General features: G+C 35.0%; 20 protein-coding genes. 1 reads left to right on the top strand and 19 read right to left on the bottom strand.

The features are described from left to right. Window positions 1-3: 3 nt before the first annotated feature. From VZD24_RS10345 to VZD24_RS10270, 16 genes are all read right to left on the bottom strand, one after another. Window positions 4-645 (bottom strand): hypothetical protein, encoded by a 642-nt coding sequence (locus tag VZD24_RS10345; protein ID WP_342687262.1) that lies wholly within the window; start codon window positions 643-645, stop codon window positions 4-6. An 85-nt stretch (window positions 646-730) separates the two neighbouring features. After that, window positions 731-1,747, bottom strand: a complete 1,017-nt coding sequence (locus VZD24_RS10340; protein ID WP_342687261.1) for an N-acetylneuraminate synthase family protein — start codon at window positions 1,745-1,747, stop codon at window positions 731-733. A 50-nt stretch (window positions 1,748-1,797) separates the two neighbouring features. After that, window positions 1,798-2,601, bottom strand: a complete 804-nt coding sequence (locus tag VZD24_RS10335; RefSeq protein ID WP_342687260.1) for a hypothetical protein — start codon at window positions 2,599-2,601, stop codon at window positions 1,798-1,800. Then, a complete protein-coding gene (locus tag VZD24_RS10330) occupies window positions 2,598-3,371 on the bottom strand; it encodes a class I SAM-dependent methyltransferase (protein ID WP_342687259.1) in 774 nt (257 codons plus the stop codon). The genes VZD24_RS10335 and VZD24_RS10330 overlap by 4 nt, the downstream gene beginning before the upstream one ends. After that, complete coding sequence (locus tag VZD24_RS10325) at window positions 3,364-4,278, bottom strand: glycosyltransferase family 2 protein (protein WP_342687258.1); 915 nt, start codon at window positions 4,276-4,278, stop codon at window positions 3,364-3,366. Before VZD24_RS10325 ends, VZD24_RS10330 begins: the two co-directional genes overlap by 8 nt. Next, entirely contained in the window at window positions 4,275-5,516 is a 1,242-nt protein-coding gene (locus VZD24_RS10320; protein WP_342687257.1) for a glycosyltransferase family protein, read from the bottom strand. Before VZD24_RS10320 ends, VZD24_RS10325 begins: the two co-directional genes overlap by 4 nt. 2 nt (window positions 5,517-5,518) lie before the next feature. Beyond that, a complete protein-coding gene (locus VZD24_RS10315; protein WP_342687256.1) occupies window positions 5,519-6,442 on the bottom strand; it encodes a glycosyltransferase family 2 protein in 924 nt (307 codons plus the stop codon). A 30-nt stretch (window positions 6,443-6,472) separates the two neighbouring features. Continuing rightward, window positions 6,473-7,456, bottom strand: coding sequence for a glycosyltransferase family 2 protein (locus VZD24_RS10310; RefSeq protein WP_342687255.1), 984 nt, complete (start codon window positions 7,454-7,456; stop codon window positions 6,473-6,475). Then, on the bottom strand, window positions 7,410-8,249 hold the full coding sequence (locus VZD24_RS10305) for a glycosyltransferase family 2 protein (protein WP_342687254.1): 840 nt from the start codon (window positions 8,247-8,249) through the stop codon (window positions 7,410-7,412). Before VZD24_RS10305 ends, VZD24_RS10310 begins: the two co-directional genes overlap by 47 nt. Beyond that, on the bottom strand, window positions 8,242-9,156 hold the full coding sequence (locus VZD24_RS10300) for a glycosyltransferase family 2 protein (protein WP_342687253.1): 915 nt from the start codon (window positions 9,154-9,156) through the stop codon (window positions 8,242-8,244). The genes VZD24_RS10305 and VZD24_RS10300 overlap by 8 nt, the downstream gene beginning before the upstream one ends. 3 nt (window positions 9,157-9,159) lie before the next feature. Next, a complete protein-coding gene (locus VZD24_RS10295; RefSeq protein WP_342687252.1) occupies window positions 9,160-10,113 on the bottom strand; it encodes a glycosyltransferase family 2 protein in 954 nt (317 codons plus the stop codon). 111 nt (window positions 10,114-10,224) lie between these two features. After that, window positions 10,225-11,139, bottom strand: coding sequence for a glycosyltransferase family 2 protein (locus VZD24_RS10290; protein WP_342687251.1), 915 nt, complete (start codon window positions 11,137-11,139; stop codon window positions 10,225-10,227). After that, window positions 11,136-11,978: a class I SAM-dependent methyltransferase gene (locus VZD24_RS10285; protein WP_342687250.1), complete on the bottom strand. Its 843-nt coding sequence runs from the start codon at window positions 11,976-11,978 to the stop codon at window positions 11,136-11,138. The genes VZD24_RS10290 and VZD24_RS10285 overlap by 4 nt, the downstream gene beginning before the upstream one ends. A gap of 28 nt (window positions 11,979-12,006) precedes the next feature. Beyond that, the gene (locus VZD24_RS10280; protein WP_342687249.1) at window positions 12,007-12,645 is read right to left on the bottom strand and encodes a CmcI family methyltransferase; all 639 of its coding nucleotides are present in this window, start codon (window positions 12,643-12,645) and stop codon (window positions 12,007-12,009) included. Then, window positions 12,638-13,933 (bottom strand): ABC transporter ATP-binding protein, encoded by a 1,296-nt coding sequence (locus VZD24_RS10275; protein WP_342687248.1) that lies wholly within the window; start codon window positions 13,931-13,933, stop codon window positions 12,638-12,640. Before VZD24_RS10275 ends, VZD24_RS10280 begins: the two co-directional genes overlap by 8 nt. A gap of 478 nt (window positions 13,934-14,411) precedes the next feature. Next, window positions 14,412-15,278, bottom strand: coding sequence for an ABC transporter permease (locus VZD24_RS10270; RefSeq protein ID WP_342687247.1), 867 nt, complete (start codon window positions 15,276-15,278; stop codon window positions 14,412-14,414). Window positions 15,279-15,574: 296 nt separating this feature from the next. Between VZD24_RS10270 and VZD24_RS10265 the strand changes: the two genes are divergently transcribed. Next, the gene (locus VZD24_RS10265; RefSeq protein ID WP_342687246.1) at window positions 15,575-17,416 is read left to right on the top strand and encodes a tetratricopeptide repeat protein; all 1,842 of its coding nucleotides are present in this window, start codon (window positions 15,575-15,577) and stop codon (window positions 17,414-17,416) included. A 274-nt stretch (window positions 17,417-17,690) separates the two neighbouring features. Here VZD24_RS10265 and VZD24_RS10260 read toward each other — a convergent pair whose 3' ends face one another. The 3 genes from VZD24_RS10260 to yaaA form a co-directional block, all read right to left on the bottom strand. Beyond that, on the bottom strand, window positions 17,691-20,159 hold the full coding sequence (locus VZD24_RS10260) for an exopolysaccharide transport family protein (protein ID WP_342687245.1): 2,469 nt from the start codon (window positions 20,157-20,159) through the stop codon (window positions 17,691-17,693). Window positions 20,160-20,163: 4 nt separating this feature from the next. Continuing rightward, window positions 20,164-20,958 (bottom strand): polysaccharide biosynthesis/export family protein, encoded by a 795-nt coding sequence (locus VZD24_RS10255; RefSeq protein ID WP_279448824.1) that lies wholly within the window; start codon window positions 20,956-20,958, stop codon window positions 20,164-20,166. Window positions 20,959-21,083: 125 nt separating this feature from the next. After that, window positions 21,084-21,845 (bottom strand): peroxide stress protein YaaA, encoded by a 762-nt coding sequence (yaaA, locus tag VZD24_RS10250; protein WP_342687244.1) that lies wholly within the window; start codon window positions 21,843-21,845, stop codon window positions 21,084-21,086. Window positions 21,846-22,065 lie beyond the last annotated feature (220 nt).

Genomic DNA, 22,065 nt, shown 5'->3' with positions numbered 1-22,065 from the left:
TAGTCAAAGTTTCCGTAAGATGTATTTAATTTTTGTTTTAATCTTAGAACTAAACCAATATATTAAATGTGCATTTGAGGGATCTGTGTAAATAATCTTAAGTCCTCCTTGATAATTATCACTGTTTTTAACTGAATAATCTCCGTTCTTTGTAAGAGATATTAAATGGACAAATTTAGAACTTTTAAATATTTTCTTTATAATTTTAACCTGATCACTCCTATCTCCTTCAATCAAAATTATTCCATTAGGCTTTATTAAACATTGTACCTTATTTAAATTCTTTTCCGATCCATCAACAATTATAATGTCAAATAATTCAGAATCTGGAATTTTTGATAGGTCAGGATATAATTTTAATTGCAAAATCAAATCTTTTAAATTGATTGGAATTTGCTTCAAACAAAACTCATTAGCTTCAGTTCCAGTAACACTGATATTTAAATTTTCATCTTGAGAGAATTTAATTATACTACCCGATATAGTACCTATTCCTACACCAATTTCTAGAACCTTTTCAATTCTATTTTTTTTTATTACTCTTAAAATATTTCGTAAAGCAAATTCACTCGCAATATATTCACTCCCTTCAAGAGTACAGAATTTTCGATACTGAGAATTGGAAAAATTATTTATATTCACCATTTATTCAAAGTTAAATTTCTATTGATATATTTGAAAAACAAACATTTAAGACATCATAATATATCCCAAGTACAAGGTAGCGCGTTTATTCAAAAAGATCTTCGTGTCGTAAAAAATCCCATTGTGTCATATCTCTTACAAGTTTTTTGCCAATAACCGCCTCAAATTCTGAGGCCTTAATTCCAAAACCTTTGGGTTTTTTGGATTCCAGATCCTCAAAAGTTAGCTTATGATTCTTCTTTAAAGATTTATTTACAGCAAGGCTCTTCTCAAATATGCCCTTTAATTCTGAGAATCCGGAATTGTCTGTCTTATCGATTGGATTGTTCATTGCAATGGAAATATTTTTGACACTCCTAACCAGTTGTGTTATTTCATCAATTTCTAAGGAAGAAGAAGAATCAGGCCCGTTATCATTATTTCTCTCAAAAACCACGTGAAATTCTAAAATTTCTGCTCCCATTGCAACAGCGGCAATACAAGTTTCAATTTTGGCGGAATGGTCTGAAAAACCTACAGGCACTTGATATCTCATTTTTAATTCGGCAATAACGTTTAGTCCGTAATTTTCAGGCTGTGTGGGATAGCTGGTAGTACATTGAAGTAATGAAAAATCACATCCTCTATTCTTTAAAAATGCCACCGTTTCGTCAAGCTCTTTATAGGAACTCATTCCTGATGATAGAATTATAGGTTTCTTTGTTGCTGCGATCTTTTCCAACATCAATAAGTTATTTACCTCACCAGAACCAATTTTATATCTTAAGACCCCGATTCTTTCAAGTAAATCTACTGCGGCGTTACTGAATGGGGAAGCTATAAATTCCATGCCTCCTGCTTCACAATGAGATTTAATGGCTCTCCATTGCTCCAAAGAAAACTCCATTCGCTTCCAATAATCAAAACGGGTTTTATCGCCTCCAGCCATATTTACGCGAAAGGGCTCATGAATACTACTTTCCGCCTCGGCTATATGAACTTGAAACTTTACTGCATCTATACCAGTTTTGGATAGCGCATCTATATATTCCAATGCCTTATCAAAGCTGCCCTGATGAGCTTGAGCGATTTCGGCGATTAAAAAGAGTGTTTTATATTTCATATTTATATTTGCTTCATCATCCCGCTAATTATTACTTTGCTCGTTGAATGTTATTGAATCAGCTTAAAATAACGCGAAAATCTCCTTTGCAATTTTTTAAATTTCTGAACTATAACAAAAGTTTTTGATCTTAAAACATAAATTTTATTATGCTGCTTAATTTCAATTTTAGTTTCATTTAAAATACGGTTAATGCGTTGGGTATGTTTCTTATTAATACCGTAAGATCGCGCGTGCCAAGTATGAATTAAAAAAGTTTCTCCAAAATGATCCATTACTGTATTTGACAGTTGGTCATCTCCATACATTTCTGCTTCCAAAAATAGAATATTTACACCTTTTCTTCTGAGCCAGAAATAGAAACAATAATATGGTTCATACAAACTTTGTGAGTCATATTTAAATGGAGCATAAAATTCATCTTTAAATTCTCCTTCAATTACATACTGATTTTTTAAAATTTCCTTTTTATTGAAGTAATTGCTTACCTCCTTAAAATTGATGATGGAAAAAAAGGTGTTAATTAAATGCGGATTGTTATTTCTATGATCTATAACTCCCCCATCCCTAACACCGCAAACGGTATATTTATTATTTTTCATAAAATCAATGATTCCAAAAACAGATTTAGCGTTCTGAAAAATAACATCCTCATCTGCCATAATTAGCCATTCAATACCTTTGTTTTTTAATTTTTTAAAGGCATAAAATAGACTATGGATGCCGTGCATCCCGTTCCGACCATCAATAATGTAATAAGGAATATTCTCTGGAAATAAATTGACGGTTTTGTTATAAAAATCGAAATTTATCACCGTAGTGAGCATTGCAATATTGGAATGTGTATTCTTCAAATTTTAGTTGGTTTTTGATTTTGTATCAAAAAATTAGACTTTTCCTTATTTTCGCCCTTATAAATGAAAATTAAATTATGATAAAAATGAATTGAAACTATATTTTCATCAAAGTATGAAGGTTCAAAGGTTGGTGAAATATATTCCACATGATTTAGCCCATCTGTTAAGGATTTAAAAAAATTCATTATGGTATTACCGCTATAATTAATATCTGAAGAGCCTCCATAATCTGGCCAGTATGAGGTTTGTGTATCTTCCACTACATAAACGCCTCCTATTTTAAGTTTTGGAAAAAGAAACTGAAAAGTTTCTATAACGTGCTGGTTGATGTGGCTTCCATCATCAATAATAATATCTAAGTTTCCTATTATTTCAATCACTTCATCTAAAAAAGATTTATCTACTTGGCTACCTTGGAAAATACGTATTCTATTTTCCTGTAAAAATGACTTATCGTAAATATCCAAAGAAAATATTGTTACAAAAGGAAAATATGATTTCCACATACGCAATGAGTTCCCTCCAAAGAAGAGATTGTCATAACCCCCTACGCCAATTTCCAAAAGTTTTATTTTCTTAAATTTAAATTGTTTGAAATGTTTTTGATAATGGGGCGTATAGAAATGATTTCCATATTTATCGGTTTTATGGATTTTGGCCATTTTAGACAAGTTAAACGGAAATAAAATTGCTTTTAAGTGCCTTAAACGGTATTTTATCTTTAAACGATTTTGAAACGAAATGTGGTTCTTTAAAAAATCACGCATTAGTAGTTTCTTTTGGCTGCCAATAAATCTTAGTATCCGCTAAATTCTGGTATTCTTTGAACTCCATTTGCGTAAGGCGTTTGCTCTCAGTTAACAGCAACGGTAAATGTACCAACAAATCCCACAAAGCTTGCAGAATGGGAATGGCGGCTTTTAAATCTCCCCTAAAAACTTTTAGCTTTAACTGTATAAACAAAGTATAAAACAACTTTCGAGGAATTTTAATTAATGGCAAAAACAACATATAATTATACCAACCAGAACGTAAGGACCGGCGTAGGCGAAGTGCATAATCGTTTTGCTTTTTCCTATCCTTTACCGCAACGCGGTGATGCACTAAAATATCGGGTAGATAGTGCACTTGCCAACCTTTTTTAAAAAGTTGGTACGAAGCGTATTCCTCCTCTCCATAAAATATATACCATTCTGGATAATTAGCTATGTTGCGCCAAGCTTTCATATTCCATACGTGGCCACAGCCCACAAAGCCCTTTACTCGCAATGGTTTTTCTAGTGTTCTAAATGAATGCGGCTCCTGAATTCCCCAAAAGATGCGGCAGGCAATAACGCCACAGTTATTATTTTCTGCAAAATGCGTTTCAATTGTCTCTAAAACAGTACTACTCAAAAAATGGGCGTCGTCGTCAAGAAATATTGCATATTGTGCAGTTGTTTCACTTAGCAATCGGTTCCGGCTCGCAATAAGCCCAATGTTCTTTTTATTATTCAACAAGATGATATTTGGATATTCCTTTTTTATGTAATTGTAGGTTCCGTCATTGGAACCATCATCACAAACAATCAGCTCTACGTCATCACGTCCCATGATTTGCTTTAAGGAACGGAGCGTTATGTTAAGCTCATCCCGTCTATTTTTGGTGGTAATAAGAATGGAAAACTTTATCACACTAGCGAATCTACAATCTTTTTTAAATAACTGGATGAAAAATATTCGTTCAGGTCTCCTCTATTCAATTGAAAATCGTTGGATTTCCAATTTACAAAACAGCTCTTCAGGGTTCCTTTTATTGCTATTACATCATCGGCCGCTGCTACATATTCATAATCAATTCCAAGCAACCTCCTGCTTTCACTATTAACGGGGCCTAAATGAAAAATAGGTCTATTTGCTTTTACTAAGCCCGGAAATTTAGCGGGAAGAAAAGGGCTGATTTCTGAAACTGCTTCCAAAACAATATTTACAGTGACTTCTGTTTCCATTTGAAGGACTTCTTCATAATTCATATTTCCCTCACTAACAAATATGGAGGGAATAGTATTGTGAATTGCTGACAATTTAGGCTGATGGTAGGAGGAAGGGCCTATCAATAGCAATTGACTACATTTTTTTGCTTCGGGGATCTCTTCTAAGAATCTTTTCCATGCCGCAATTAGTGGAAAAGGATTACGTTGTTTCAGTAAGTTCCCCGCATGCAATACTGTAAATTTATCTTTTAAATAAAAACTTGGTAAAGGGGTGCTATTTTCAGTTTTATTTCTAGGCATTTGGTGGGGCAGGACCACTGCCTTTTTTAAAAACGCATTATCAAATTGGCCCATCCATTCAGCTAATCGTTGTGATGGATAACCCAGCCACTTTGATTTATGTGCGATCTGTACAAAAAACCATTCCTTTTTAACACAGCCTGCTTCGGTCCATTCGTACGGTGGAGGATACCAATGGAATGGATAGGGATCGTGAATATAGGCAAGCCATTTGTTGTGCCATTTTGGAAGTTTTAAAAGCGCGGCGTGGGTACGGTAACTAGCGCCTTTGCTTAATGTAATAATGAGATCATAGTCAGATGGGTTTTCATGTTCCATTGCCTTAACCATGCCATTGACATCGTTTTTAAAAGTAAAGGAAAAACCAAATCTGTTTTCCATTTTTTTTGAAATATCGTTTTTCGTCAACCTTTGAAATACTCTTTGGGAACGGCTTAAAAAATAATAGATATCCTTTCTATTTTCCTTAATAAGAATGGTTTGGACGCTATTAATATTTATTTCTTTATGGGAATAATGGTAGGCTATAATATAAAAATCTTCTGCTGCCAAAGATTTTATAAAAGCATTGCAAGCTTTCCCCGCACTACTGCTATCAACATCCAAGGTTTCAGCAAGTATTAGTATTTTTTTTGACATTTTTATCGAAGTCTTTTTTTTATTCGCAAAATAACGTGAATTAAGGGGCTACCGAAATATCGCATTTTTTCCTTTAAACGATGTATTGTATTTAAGCTTGGTTGTTTCATTAAATGGGAAAAAAGGGCTGGGCTCTTAAGCCGGACACTTTCCCAACTAAAATACTTTATTAGACTAGTATCCAATATTTTTTTCGCTTCCAGATTAGAGATAACGAGTTTAGTAGCTTCAATCTTGCTTTGCATCCTCTTTTCATTACCCCTCCAGAATTCGCCGGTATTGGAATTGGAGTGTTTTCTCCCATAATACAAAGTTGCGTTGATAGACACTCCATTAAATCCATTACTTAATATTCTGCTATATAACTCCCATTCCTCAGCATATTGCAAAGATTCTATAAAAACATTATTCACATAACATTCTTTTTTCCACATAATAGCACAAGAATTAAAAGGTAATTCTTGGGTCAATAATTTTTTTACAGTCGTTTTACCATTCAACTCAATTATTTTATAATTGGAGATATTAGAGAAGTAATAATGAAAATCTCCAGTAAAAATTTCTCTGTGATATCGGCAAAAAAAGTAAAAAGGATTTTCCAATTCTTTAACACAAAATTCTAAATTGCGGGGATGAATAATATCATCATCATCAAAAAATATAATATAATCCCCAATAGCGGAGTCAAGCCCAAAATTGCGGCAGCCAGAAAGGCCTTTAGCATATTTGCTTGATCGTTTATAATAATGAAAACGTTTATCTTGTATGAATGATTGAATGATTTCTTCAGTATTGTCCGTTCCTCCATCATCAATAATCAAGCATTCCCAATTTTTAAACGTTTGATTCTGTATCGAGATTAAGGTTTCCTCAATAAAATGAGCCCTATTGAAGGTCGCCATTATTATAGAAACTTTTAGTTTCATTTTATATTTCTTGAAGTTGAATACATAATTTCAATTAATAAATCTATACCCTTTGCCGAATATTTTATAACTGTAAAATCCTAAATATAATTTTAAGTAACGTCCTCTCTTAAGCAATGAGCTGTTTTTCTGAATGAATTTAAAAATAACTAAAACATTCTCATTTCTTTCCTCTAAAGATTCCCGTAAAGTCCCAATAATCAAATTAATCAATCTATGCGCAAGTATTGGTGTTAGAATTTTTTCTTTCTGTAGTATTTCTAAATGTTTACTATATGCGAAGAATAATGAATTGTTTTGAACGCTTCCCCTATTTATTTTTTTTGTACTCAACGTTGATTCCAAACTATATCTATTATAATATTGTAGTGGTTTATCTAGGTAATTGATTTTTGGATTATTATAAATATTTAAAAGGTTAAAATCCCAATCGTCAAGAGTTTGGATGTTTTCATCAAATTTCGATTTCAAAAATTTCCTTTTCCATAAAGGACCACTAACATACCAAGAAACCTTGCCCAAAATATAGTCTTCGATTAATTTAATTGATAAAATTTTGTTTTGATGAGTTATATTTTGTTCCTGTACATCGTAAAAAGCAAGAGGCGAAATAATTACATCTAAATCATCAAACTGTATAAAATTAATTTTTGTTTCAAGCATTTCGGGAAACATTATATCATCATCATCAAAAAATTGAATATATCTACCTGAAGCTACTTTTAGACCAATATTCCTACAAACTGAAGGTCCATTTTTATTTTTATGATTATTTCTTAAAAGTTTTATTCTGGCATCTTTTCTAGCAATCTTTTTATTTTCATTAAAATCATATGGTATAGAGTGGTCGTCTATAATAAGACACTCCCAATCACCCATTGTTTGTTGTAATAGACTATCAATGGCCTTAGAAAGGTGTTTTGGTCTATTATAAGTAGCGATTATTATTGAAACTAATGGTGCCAGACTATTTTTTTTTAAAAATGGATAAAATCGGCTTTCCCAATTTAACAAAAAAATGTCCAATTCGGAAAGATGCTGTGTTCTGCTGGGCGTGAATAAGCCTTCTTAACATTTCTATCTCATCTAAAAAGAAATCCAACGTTTTTTCAAAATTAGTCTCGGCAATATCACTATGTTTTAAGAACACATATCGCCTTATTTTTTTTTGATAGTTTTTTGCAGATTGATTACGCGATGTCGGTTTTATTCGATAGTTGAACAATATTTCAGCTATAACATGAACCATCCACCCTTTCTTTGAAATAGCAATGTTAAATTCCCAATCTTCAAATCCTTCTTTTAGATTTTCATCGTAACCTTCAACTTCTTGCCAAATTGATTTTCTATACAAGCAGGAACCCATAGAGTTGTTATAATATAATGGTTCAGTGTCATTTGTCCCTGAAGGTTTTAAAACGTATGAAGTATTGTTCTTAACAGTTATAACATTCACATAACAAGTAACCATTCCAACATTTGAACGTTTATTTAAGATATCCACTGCTTTTTCTAAAAAAGAGGGTTCAAAGAAATCATCGGCATCTAAGGTCAAAATATATTCTCCTTTCGCCCTTTCTATTGCATTATTACGAGCAATGCACACTCCTTTATTTTGTTGTGTTATAAGTATATCTATTTTTGATTGTACAGATTTTATAATATTCTTGGTTTCCGTGTTTGATCCGTCATCTACGACAATGATTTCCTTATTGGCATATGTTTGCGAAAAAGCCGAGTCTATTGCTTGCTCAATAAATGAAGCGTCATTGTAGCAAGGTATAATTATCGATACTAGCTTATCCATAAATAAGTTTAAATAGTTTTTTTCGTAATCTATGAGAAAATGATTTTTCCTTTTTCTTATCCGCTATTTGTTTTTTAAAGAAAATCGGATTTTCTTGGATTAAATTAGGGTAATTTCTCTCTACATTACTAAAAAACTTCCCTTTACTGAATTCAATAAACTTTAAAACTCGACTATCGAACTTTTCTATGAGCATATTCTCAACTAAAATCCAACTTATTAAAGCTCCTTCAGTTTTATTTAGACTCGAGAAATCGCTCAGATTATTTCCATTTGACCCCCTATAAAGCACATAACCCTTTTTGGAATAAACAACTTTAGTTGTGTTCGACAAAATACGCATTATAAACTCTCCATCATCATTCAACGCCAAAGCCTCATTCCATAATCCTGATTTTTGAATTAATTTTCTAGGAATAAGATATGCATGGATTGGAAAATAACCTTTTGATTGAGTCAGTGAGTTAAGAAAACCAGGGATATTGTAAAATGATTTATAGGAAATTAAGTTGTTGTATCTTTCTATTTTACCATTTAGCAAGCCACCCCATTTACAAGTAGAAATCGTTAACGGATTTTCATCCACTAATAATTCTAGTTGACTGGATATTTTATTTGGTGCTAGTAAATCGTCTGCATCTAAAAATTGAATAAATTTTTGATTTGAATTTTGTAAACCAATATTTCTACAAGTAGCAGCCCCCTTAGAAAGCTCTTCATTCCTTTTGATAAGAAAAAAGCGAGGCTTATCCTTTATAAAATTCTTAACTAGATTAATTGAATTATCATCACTACCATCATCTATTATATAACATTTATAATCATTATATAATTGTGAATTGACGGAATGCAGGGTATCTTCGATAAATTCTTCCTTATTGTAAAGGGGGATTATAATATCAACCATAATTTACTTTAATCTAACATACTTTATAATGTTATATCCTTTCGAGAAAAATCGGGCCGTAAAGATTCCAAATAAGAATATAATTCCTTTAAAAACAGAGTTTGTTCTCGAAACAAGCCAAAAGCCTTTGGTTAGATATGATTGGTTTTGTTTCTGCAAAGCAGTTTCAAATGCGAATTGCATATATCCCGATATAAACCATGCTCTTAAAGGTTTCGGAGCCGATATATAAATATCTTCCAAAGTCAATAACTTTATTTCAGCATTGATTTTATGTCGATTTCCTAACCGATCATAACTCTTCGAACTTAAAGATTGGTCGTGAAGTCGTGCTTTTGTTAGAACTTTATTTAAAAAGTGACCATTAGAATTCTTAAACAATAATCTCAAAAAAAAATTATACTCTTGACCTGCCCTAAGTTTTTCATTAAATCTGATAGAATCTAAAAGGATTCTTTTTCCAAAAAAATCATCAGTAATCCAACCAATTGTATGAAAGGCAAAATTCATCGCATTTAAATGTTTATTTTGACGAACAGTATTAAACGGTTTGCCTAAGTGGATATCTTTGTCAGTTTTAAAATTAACGCAATCGGCTACAATGAAGTCCACATTATAAAAAATGATTGCCTCTACTTTTTCTTTCAAGTGGTTTTCTGTCATTAAATCATCACTATCAAACCAATTCACAAACTCTCCTCTACTCAGCTCAAACCCGTAATTTCGGGCTGCGTTTCCTCCAGACAAACGGTCTGCAGGTCGCTGATGGTATTGAAATCTAGAATCCTTTCCACAATAAGTAGCCATAACCTCAGCGGTATCATCCGTACTCCCATCATCTATTACAATACACTCCCAATTTTGATAAGTCTGTGCCAATACGGAATCCAGCGTTTCACCAATTAGGTGGGCGCGGTTATAAGTCGGAATTATTATGGAAACTAAAGGTTCTTTCACTAGAAATGAATTTAGCCAAAAATAGTGAAAAATAAAGAGTTAACAGATTTAAGATTCCGTGTTTTCTTACAAATTTCAAATCAAATTGAGGTTATTCGCATAGATATCTATTTAAGTTAAATAATGCTTTCCTTTAGCTCTATTGTTATCTCGGCTAAGCTCCACTTCCCGTATGACCTTTTCTGTTATATGGATTTCCTTTCTTAAAGCCTCCACACTTGAGAAACGAAGCTTTAAAAGCAACTTAACTAACGCTCGTTTTCTCTTTTTTAGTAAATGCTTTAAGTCGCCCAAATTATCGTTATTGATATCTCCATATTTCATTTTTAAACTACGTTCGTAATTGGCTAAATAATTGGAAGTTTTTGATTCAATAACTTCTCTATCTTCTCGATCGTGTTTTAGAAAAGCTGTTGGGACTACCCCTATTTTAAAATTATGGAAGCGAGCTCGCTGGCAATAATTATCGTCTTCACCATAATGGAAAAAAATAGGGTCAAAACCACCTACAGTCTCTAATATTTCCCACGACAATAACCAACCCGCAGCATTTACAAATGGCAAATCATAAACTTGCGATAAAGATTTATTCAAAACAAAATCCGAATAGAAATCAGGATTGTTTCTATAATTTACATAATTGGAGAAGTTTTGATCCAACCTTTCGCCTTTTCCGTTCAAATGAATTGGACTTAATATACCGTATTGGGGATTTTGTTGCTGCATATCTATCAAAACGTCAATACAACCATCTACTAAATACGCATCCTGGTTTAATAAAAACACATATTCTGCACCTTGTTTCAGAGCATAACTTATCCCTATGTTATTAGCTTGGCCAAAACCAAAGTTTTGATTTTGAGGTAATATAGATACGTTTGGGTAATTTTCCTCAACATAATTTACGGTGCTATCCGTTGACTTATTATCCACAATTATAACGTTCATCCCAATACAACTCTCCAAGCATTTTTTAATCCAAGGCATTGCGTTGTAAGTGGCAATAACCACTACATATTCTGTCATTTCTTTGTGTTAAGTTTTTTATAAAAGCGTTTTAATCTTTTAAATGGCAAAAGCAACAAATGTCCTAATCTATATGAAGAAGAACGATAAATCTCATCGATTTTACCACCTTGAATAAAATTCTTCGAAAGAATTTTTTCACCTTCAAACATACTGTTGCCAAGATTTGGAAAGTCGTAATCTGATGCAACCGCTATTAAAAAGTGAGGACTTGAATCTACTTCCGATATTCCATTAAAATCTCCACTATAATAAGCCATATTATTTCTGACCACCTCTTCAAATATTAATGAATTATTGTTCAGGTAGCTTTGACTTAAAACTTCGTGCTTTTTAAAGTTGGCAGAAATTAACTGAATAAATTCAGTTTTGTATAATTCCTTAACGTGAAATTCATTTGAGTAATTTCTCTTATCCGAATAATAATACTTATCAGGCGTAGATATTATCAGTATTCCTTCAGGACGTAATACTCTTTTGATTTCTGAAAACATTTTCTCGTGTTCGTCGTGATGTTCAAGGGTCTCAAAACTAACTACTACATCTATTGAATTATCACCTAATGGGATATTACTTGTTGAGCCCTGAAGGAATTTCAGATTGCCTTTATTGTATTTATTGCCTGCGGTAACGACTACAGAGAGTTCAATATCAACACCATAAACAAAAGAAGCGAAATCACTCATTAAATTACTGCCGTATCCTTCACCTGAAGCAATATCTAATATAATTTTATTATGAATATACTTTGTTGTCACGGCGTATCGATGAAGGTGTTTTACAGAGTTATCATTATAGATATTTGTTTCTAATCTCTCACCTGTAAATACTCTTGACATTGCTTCTGTATAGGTTAAATATTTTTGACTATTTAATTTTCTTTAAATAACCATTTACATTAAAAGTGGCATTTTTACCGAACATATCGCACCATTTTTTATCTACTATAAACTCTGAATGATTTGGTAAAAATTCTCGAATTGCCTTTAAAGGACCTCCATTATAGTCTTTTTCTAGGCCTAGTTCATTTATAATACCATCCTCAATGATAAAATAAGACCCAATATTAACTAAAGAATGAAATTTATTTAATACGCCAATAGTATCTTCATAAATATGGGAGGCATCTTCTATTACTATTATTTTCTCATGATCTTTAGCAAGAGTAATATCATAATTAGCCCAACCGTCTGTAAAAAGATTTATTCGCGGATGTTTCCTTACAACGGTTTCTACGTCATCTACAATATCTACTGTATGGACAATACCATGCCCGATATTCTGAAGCAAATCAGCCAAGTAATAAGCTCCACCTCCTTTCCTCGTTCCGATTTCTATTATCAAATCTGGTTTTACTTCGGAAATAATCATTTGATAGATAAGATAATCAAATGGGCATCTAACTGCTTTTACGCCCCTATAAGTAACATTATGGTGTCCTTTATCGACAGATTTAACATCGAAATGAACTTCCTCATCTGCTAATTTTTTTCCTATTTTAAACATTTATCTCACTTTTTATGGACTCCCATTTTAAACTTGGTCTAATTATTCCAGGTAAACTTCCAACATAATCACCTCTTGTTGGACTATTTTTAATATCTTCAATCATATTAAATGCTAATGCATCTCTATCATGAAAATGTACAACAAAAGGATCATGTGTAACCAATGCAACTCCCACTACTATTACTCCTTCAGAAAATAAATTTTCATAAACCCAAACGGTAGTTTGATAGATTCCTTTTTCCTTTTTCAAATGATAGAGTTCAGAATTGCTTTCATGAGAATCAAAAATATTAACACCATTGGCATTATAAAAATTAAAAGCAGAATGGATTTTATTTCCAGATTCTAAAACCTCATATGTTACTGTAATACCAACTTTTTCTGTAATTTTAAAATTTTCGCCTCTCACATATTTGTTATTATGTACAAATACTTCCAAAATATCTACAAGACCTCCTCTCCTCTTTTGAGGATACTTTTTATGGGAACTTGAACCAAATTCTGTCTGCAAATATTTATCAATAATTTTTGAAACATCGCCATTTTCAATTATACAACCATTTTTCATTAAAATAGCGCGAGAACATAATCTAAGTATTGAATCCATATTATGACTAACAAACAGTACCGTTCTCCCCTCTCCTTTTGAGATATCCTGCATCTTCCCAATTGCCTTTTTCTGAAACTCCGCATCGCCTACGGCAAGCACCTCATCCACCACCAAAATATCGGGTTCCAAATGTGCCGCCACGGCAAAGGCTAGGCGCACGGTCATCCCGCTGCTATACCGTTTTACTGGCGTATCAATATATAGCTCGCAGCCAGAAAAATCTATGATTTCCTCTAGTTTGGCGGTAATTTCGCCACGGGTCATCCCTAAAATGGCCCCGTTAAGGTATATATTTTCCCGTCCTGTAAGTTCGGGGTGAAACCCTGTGCCTACTTCGAGCAGAGATGCAATTCGACCTTTAGTTTTAATAACACCCGTCGTTGGACTCGTTACTCGCGAAAGAATTTTAAGCAGGGTAGATTTCCCAGCACCGTTCTTCCCTATAATTCCTAAAACTTCCCCTTGCTGTACTTCAAAATTTATATCGCGAAGCGCCCAAACATAATCTGATTTGGCTTTACTGCTCCTATCATTCACCGCCCCTATTTTTAAATAAGGGTCTTCCTTCCCACGGATGTTGTGCCAAAAACGATTTAAATCGTGCGAAAGCGTCCCTGTACCTACATTCCCTAGGCGGTATTGTTTGCTAATGTTTTCGGCCTTTAAAATTGTCATTTGGAATTCGTTAATTCGGGATTCGTTAATTCGTTAATTCGGGATTCGGGATTTGTTAATTAGGGATCGTGCTTTTGACGATGAGTTTGTTAATTTTGTTATTTGTTATTTGGGATTTGGGATTTGGGATTTGTTTTTTTTTGAGATTTGTGATTTGGGATTTGATATTAATGCTACCTTCAAAGCACTCCATGTACTTTTCAAAATTATCTATGCATAGTTGGGAGTGCTTGTATGCTACTTTCATGCTGTGTTAATGTATAGTTCATGTACCTTTCATGCTACTCGAGTGCTACATTCATGCTAGTGTTTCCCTAGTCATCCCCTAGTATCATACTAGTTTCACATATAAAAATATAAATTTTTAACCCCACCCTCATATCTTCCATCATAATTTTTATAAACTAAGTAATCATATCAGAAACGTCCATTTGTCATACGTCATACGTCTTCCCGTCTTACGTCTCATTTCTCAAATCTAAACAGTATCAATAAACGATTTCTCCGTTCTATTAAAAATAACCAACCCTAAAAGAAACAACCCTACACTTACTGCTAAAGTATAGAAAAATCCCAACCAACTAAAACTGCCCGTATCTAATAACATATAACGGAAACCTTCGATTATTTGGGTAAGCGGATTGTATTCCACAAAATCGGCTACATAACCCGGCAGTTTTTTCCGAGCTTCCGAAAGCGGATATGGCACTGCCGAAACATACATCAATAACGAGACAGCAAAGCCTACCAATACGTTTAAATCGCGATATTTGGTGGTCATCGAGCTGATGGTCATTCCCAATCCCAATCCGAGTAAAGCCATCATTAAAATATAAATTGGGAAAAGCAAAACATGTAAATTTGGACTAATACTCGCGCCTTGAAATAAATAATACCCGTAAAAAATAAAAAATATAAGTAGCTGTATCCCAAATTTTAGAAGGTTGCTAATGGTAATAGACATAGGCATGATAACCCGCGGAAAATACACCTTCCCAAATATTCCTGCATTGCTTCTAAACGTATTTGAAGTTCCAGTAAAACAAGCCGTAAAATAGTTCCAAGCCGTAATACCGGCTAGGTTGAAGAGAAAAGGCGGAATACTACCGGTGCTAATACTTCCCAAATTATTAAACACCAACGTAAAAATAACCGAGGTGAATAACGGCTGAATAAAATACCACAGCGGCCCCAAAATAGTTTGCTTATACACTGTAGTTATATCCCTTTTTACAAAGAGAATAAGCAAATCGCGATAGCGCCAAACTTCCTTTAAATTAAGGTCGAGCGCTTTTCGTTTGGATGAAATTTCGTAGAGCCAGGTGTCGTTTTCTCGAGAAGTCAAATGTTTATTTTAATTGGGAGCTAATATAAGTAATTTGAATACATTTTCCTTCCCTATTAAAGTGCTTAACAGTAGCCAATATAAAATCTCTTCTGTTTTTAAAGCAATCAATTTCAGGCTCATTTTTCTTCAAAATAGAATTAATACTGTAAAAAATCTCCAATTTTTATAATTTTGAAATCCAATACCCAAAGCTGTAATTAAAAGAAAGGCAGCTAGGTAAAAAAGTCATGCAACATTCTTTCAAATTTGCGTTTCAATTATTTTCGATAAATTTGAACTCCCACATAATTTGTATGAAACAATTTTTAGCCTCACTTTTTATATTTCTGCTTTGCGGTTCGCTCTCCGCCCAAACCGAAGAAATTTCCGAATTGGAATCGGAAATTGAAAAATATATCTTTAAAAAACCCGACTCCGCAAAAATTTATTTATATAAACTTTTGGCCTATTCCAACCAACGTCCGGACACCACAGTTGCTGAAACCTACAGTAAATTGGGCATTACCTACAATCAATTAGCGGTTTACGACTCGGCCACTTATTACTTTGAAAAAGGAATTAAAAAGTCTGCTGGTTTTCCGAAAATTCAAGCCGGCATTTATTCAAACAATGCAATAAATTACCGCACTTCTGCCAATTATACCGAGTCTTTGGCTGCCTTGGAAAAAGCTATGGAACTTTACCAAAGTATAGGCGACCGAATTGGCGAAGGCGTGGTTTACGGCGAAATGGCTTCTAATTTCAGCTATATGGCCGAAAAGGAAAAGGCAATTACCCACCTAGAAACAGCCATTGAAATATTTAAGGAAGCTAATGAACCCCGACTTTATATTTTACAGCAAAAATTGGCCAATGCCTACTACAACAATGAAAACTATGAATTTGCAGTAGATTTATACGAAGAAGTGTTACCCGAATTTGCCAAACAAAAAGGACCTCCCTATTATTTTACCCTGCTTGCCTATGCTGAAAGTTTGGTTAAACTCGGAAAGATTAAAGAAGGCGAAAAACGTTTGATGGAAGCCAAAGACGGCCTGGAGGCGATTAACAATTTAGAGTATATGCACGTGGCTTGGGGGAAATTGGGGAAAATTTACAAAGTAACCAATCGCCCTGTTTTAGCGTCTAAAGCCTTTGCTTCAGCTTTTGATTATCTCCTTAAAATCCAGTCCACCCGATTTATGGAAATTGCCCGGGAATACTTAGATTTCCTAAACCTTCAAGGCGATTACAATAAAGGCTTAGAGGTTATAGAACGTGTTAAAAATAGTACCAATAACTTCCAGCGTACTATGAACGTGCAAGATGAAATGAATTTTTTAGTCAGCGCCCGCGAAACATTTCGAAAAAAAGGACTGTTTAAAGAGTCGCTAACCCTCTTTGACCGAATTGACTTTTTAAAAGATTCATTAAAAACTGCCGTAGATAGAGTTAAAATAAAACAGCTCGAGGAATCCTACCAAAATAAAATCCAACGCGATAAAAATATTGCCCTTGAAGAAAGCAACGCGCTTTTAAAAAAATACAATGCAAAGCAGCATACCACAACTATTCTGAGTTGGCTCCTTACTATTTTAACACTTATACTCAGTGTAGTTATTTATACGTATCATAAAAAAAGACTCTCACTACAAAAAGTGGCCGTTACAAATTTGGAAAAGGCAAACACTATTTTAAATGAAAAACGGGAATTGGAGCAAGAACTTTTAGCCGAAAAAGAAAAAAACCTAGCCGATAAAGAACGGGAATTAGTGGCAATTTCTTTGGAAGTGGCAAACATACAAAAGCAGATAAAAGATTTAATTGAAGCCAGTAACAAAGAGGAAATCTCTGATGAATTATCAACGCAAATTATCAATACCTTAAACCAACTTAATTATTGGAAACATTTTAAATCGAAATTTATCGAGGTGCATCCCGAGTTTGGATATAACCTCATCGAAATGTTCCCAAGCTTATCTGAAGACGATATTGCTTTCTGCTCCCTGTTAAAACTGCAACTAACCGACTCCGAAATTGCATCGCTTATGGGCGTCACAGAAGAAAATGTTACCGCTACAAAGTACCGAATAAAGTCGAAAATGCAACTTCAAGACAACGATGAGGACTTTGAAAAGTTAATCCGTGAGTTGTAAAACATCCCTCCCAGCCTCTCTTTAAAGGGAGGAGCAGTTTCGGAAACCACCAATAATTATCGGACGGGAATACAAGTCCCTACTTAAAAGTGATGTGCTAATTTTGTCGAAGTGCGGGGATTTAGGGGAACTATTCGCAAAAACATCCCTCCCAGCCTCCCTTCAAAGGGAGGAGCGGTTTCGGAAATCACCAATAATTATCGGACGGGAATATAAGTCCCTTCTTAAAAGTGATGTGCTGAGCTTGACGCAGTGAGGGGATTTAAGGGAAGTATTACTTCTTCCTAAAAACCCGTAAAATTCTGCGCAACAGCGAACTTGGCTTTACTTTATCGTGGTAGCCACTGCCGTAATTGCCGTAGGTGCCATAGCCATAACCGTAGCCATAACCGTAGCCGTAGCCATAAACGCGACCAGATTTTTCAATATAATCGTTTAGTACAATACTTATATGTTTTACTTCTCCCGTTTTATACTTCTCATTTACGAAGGCAAACATATTTTTGTGGGTATAGTTAAAACGCGCCATATAAAGGGTGGCATCAACGTGTTTCATCAGTTCCAACGAATCGGAAACAATTCCCAAAGGAGGGGAATCCAATATGATATAGTCGTAGCGCTCCTTTAATTTATCAATAAGCTCATCGAGCTTTTCACTAATCAATAATTCGGAAGGGTTTGGCGGCACCGGACCAGAAGTAATTACATCTAAATGTTCAATTTCCGTTTTTTGAATTATCGTGTCTAGGGGAGTTTCATTTATAAGAAAATTCACTACCCCTATTTCATTATTGATATTAAAATCGCCAAAGATCTTCGGCTTTCGAAGATCGAGCCCCACCAAAACGGTTTTCTTTTCGCTTAACGCAAAAACCGATGCGAGATTAATGGAGCAAAATGTTTTACCCTCCCCACTCACCGAACTGGTTACCAAAACCGTTTTAGATCCTGTAATACCCTGCTTTTTATAAATAAATTGCAAACTGGAACGCAAGGCCCTAAACCCTTCGGCTATTGCGGATTTCGGTTTTTGGAGCACAACTAAGTTATTGTCAATTGGGCTTTTCCCAATTATGCCCAACAACGGAATGGGGGTGATTCGCTCCAAATCCTTCACTTTACTTATTTTGGTATCAAAAAACACCCGCAAAAACACAAATAAAAACGGCAATAACCCGCCCAGCAGCGCAGCCATCATATAGTTTAACTGTGTATTCGGGCCTATTTGTCCGCCGCCGGTGTCTTTTGCAGAGTCTATTACCATCACGTCGCTTACGTTGGCGGCTTTTACCAATCCAGCTTCACTGCGTTTTTCCAAAAATAAATTGTAAGCCCCCTGACTTAAATTATAGCGTCTTTCAATATTTAAAAGCCCCTGTTGTTCCTTTGGAAGTTTTCTGATTTCGGCTTCGTATTTAGCAATATCGCGATTAATGGATGAGAGCTCCTGATTTTTTAAGCTTTTAGAGGAACGAATATTTTCTAACAATACAGATTTTACCGCATTAATCTGTCGGTCTATATCGTTAAAGATAGGCGCACCTTCCTTGTACGAATACTGAAGTTTGTTGCGCTGCTCGGCAAGCGCTATTATTTTGCCAACCCCGCTTACCACACTTGCTTCCGAAATACCTGCAACCGATGGCGCCGGCACATCCCTGTAATCTGTGCGGTTGGTGAGATAATTTTCCAAGGTGTTGTAGTAATTCAATTCGCGACTTGCAGCCTCTTTCCGAAGGTCCAATTCGTTTAGTTTGCTATTTATTTCGGTTCCTTCGCTTTCAAGATCAAAAATTGCATTTTTGTTTTTAAATTTATTCAGCTCGTCTTCAACCGTAGAAAGTTCGGCCGATTTAATCGCCAAACTACTGTCTATAAACTTGATTGTTTTGGTAGCGAAAAGGTTTTTGCGATCCAGCATATTTTCACTTAAAACCTGCACCGAAGTGTTTAAATAATCTACCAATTCGGCCTTATTATTGCCCGTGAGCCGCATGTTTAAAACAGAAGACCCTTTGCTCTCGGCATCAACCCGAATTCCGGCATAACGCTGTACTACGCCATCAAAGTTTTTAAAAACAATATAGTAAGGCGTTCCGGGCTGCGACACCACCTCGGGGTTTGCAACAAAGGTGCCGCTAAAAAAAGGCAGGTTAATTTGCTCCCCAATTTTAAACGATTGTGAAAATTTGCCCGCGTCAATAAAAAGGGTGCTGATTTCTTTGGTGGTATAGTTTTGTAAGCTAACGGTCTTTCCATTTTCAAAAGCAAAGCTTAAGTCGAAATTTACAGAATCCTTAAAAACAACTTTTATTTGCTCATTGAGCATTTGGGGTTTCGAAGCGTCAACTTCTACCATAAAAGGAGTTTGTTTGTAGGCGTTTACCTGCTGGTATTTTCCGTCGCGCAAATAGGTGGTATAGTACTGCAATCGCTCTACTACCTTTTCGTTATGCGATCGCGACTTTAACGAAATAACCGCTGTATTAACTTTATCAGTGGTTCCGCCCCAGTTAAAAGTAAGACTGGTAGTACTGGTGAAAAACGGATTTTGATCATCTTTTATGGAGATTGTATTCTCCATTATATAAATAGGCAGCTTGCGAACGTTTATGTAGTACGCTATTCCGAAAGCGATAAAATATGAAACCAAAAACAACGGCCAATGGTGCAAAAGCCGCAAGAGAAAACCTTTAAAATCAAAGGTAACCTGGTTTTCATTTTTTTCGAATTCTTCGTTCATATTTTTATAATCGGGTAAACAACAAAATGGTTGTAACCAACGCTGTTGTAATTGAAATAATTGTGGTAAAAGACTGCAACCCGGTTGTACCCGTACCCAGCGCCTTTTGTGGCAACGGATTTATTAAAATTAAATCGTTTGGTTTAATGTAGTAGTAAGGCGAATTCATAGCATCTAACTTTGTGAGGTCTATGTGGTGCACCTTTTGCCCTGCGGGATATTGCCTAATAATAACTACATCGCTACGATCTCCGGTTAAGGTTATATCGCCACTATTGGCAATAGCTTCCATAATGCTTACTTGGTCGCGATAAATAATATTGGAGCCCGGGCTGTTAATTTCACCGTTGATAGTGTAACGGATTCCGGCGAGTTTTACGGTGACAAATACATTGGCTTCAGCTTTAAAATAATCGCGCAGCAAACGTTCTTCCAGCATTTCCCGAACTTCATCTACCGTGTAGCCCAAAACGTTTATCAGCCCCAAACTTGGAATGCGAATGTTGCCGTGATCGTCAACCTTAAATCCGTCGTAGTACAACCGTTCTTCGCCAGTAACATTTGGATTCTCGTCGTTAATGGGGTTAAAAATCCCCACGGTTTCCTGATCTAAGGCCTTAACGCGAATACTTAAAAGGTCGTTTATTTGAAGTCGGTAGGGCTCCTGCTTTTTGCGCAAAAGCGCCAACGTATCGGTGCCACTGGTATTTTCCTGCAAATAAGTAAGCTGTTTGGTGGTTACGCAAGAAGTGAAACTTGCTGCAACAATCAAAAACAACAGTAGGGACGTAAATTTCATATAGCAGGGTTGATAATGAACAAATATAAAGTAACGCATTTAATAATGAAACATATTTTCGGGAAAGCGGGTTTTATTAAAAAATGAACAATGAATTGTGAAAAAAGAAGTGTTATTTATTTCAATTACCGAATAAAAACAGGCTCATTCGCCTTCTCTGTATATTCTTCACTATAGCCGTATCCGTCATAATCGAATGCTTTTAAATCGTCTGCAGTTTTTATAGCGTTGTCTATGGCGAAACGCGCCATACTTCCTCTCGCCTTTTTGGCGAAAAAGGAAATTATTTTAAGCTCCCCATTTTTAAAATCCTTAAACACCGGAGCAATTACCGGTACTTTTAGTTTTTTTGAATCAATTGCCTTAAAGTATTCTACGCTGGCGAGGTTTAAGAAAAGCTCATCAGCTTCCAATTCGTTATTTAAAGTTTCGGTAAGGGATTTTTTCCAAAAGGCGTATAAATCCTTTTTGCGGTTTACGGAGAGTTTGGTACCCATTTCCAATCGGTAGGGCTGTATTAAATCTAAAGGTCGCAACAAACCGTACATGCCCGAAAGTATGCGAAGGGAATCCTGCAAAAGATCTATTTTTTGGGAAGGAATAGTATATGCATCTAAACCGGTATATACGTCGCCAGCAAAGGCGTAAATCGCAGGGCGGGCGTTTTCTTTGCTAAATGGAGTATTAAATTCCTTGTACCGCTGGTAATTGAGTTCCGCCAGTTTATCACTGATATCCATCAACTTTGCAACTGCTTTTTTGCTTTTGCGTTCCAGTTTGTTGTTGATTAATTCGGCTTCCTCCAAAAATTTGGGTTGGGTAGCGCGAGTGGTGGGAAGTTTTGATTCAAAATCCAAGGTTTTGGCTGGGGAAACTACTATTTTCATTACAATTATTTTGTTTCAAAAATAACGAAAACTATTGGGATTTGTGATTCGTGGATTCGGGATTCGTGGATTCGGGATTTGTTAATTGGTTGATTCGTTAATTCGTGGATTCGGAAACATTTTTGTCCGATAAAAGTAATGACTAACTCTGGAAAACCCCATATTATATGTAGTCCCTACGGGACTAGGCATTGAGGGGGGTATTATTTTTTACCCATAT

Source organism: Aequorivita flava (genome assembly GCF_038742595.1).
Classification (GTDB): Bacteria; Bacteroidota; Bacteroidia; order Flavobacteriales; family Flavobacteriaceae; genus Aequorivita; species Aequorivita marisscotiae.
This window is presented reverse-complemented; position numbering and strand designations above follow the sequence as displayed.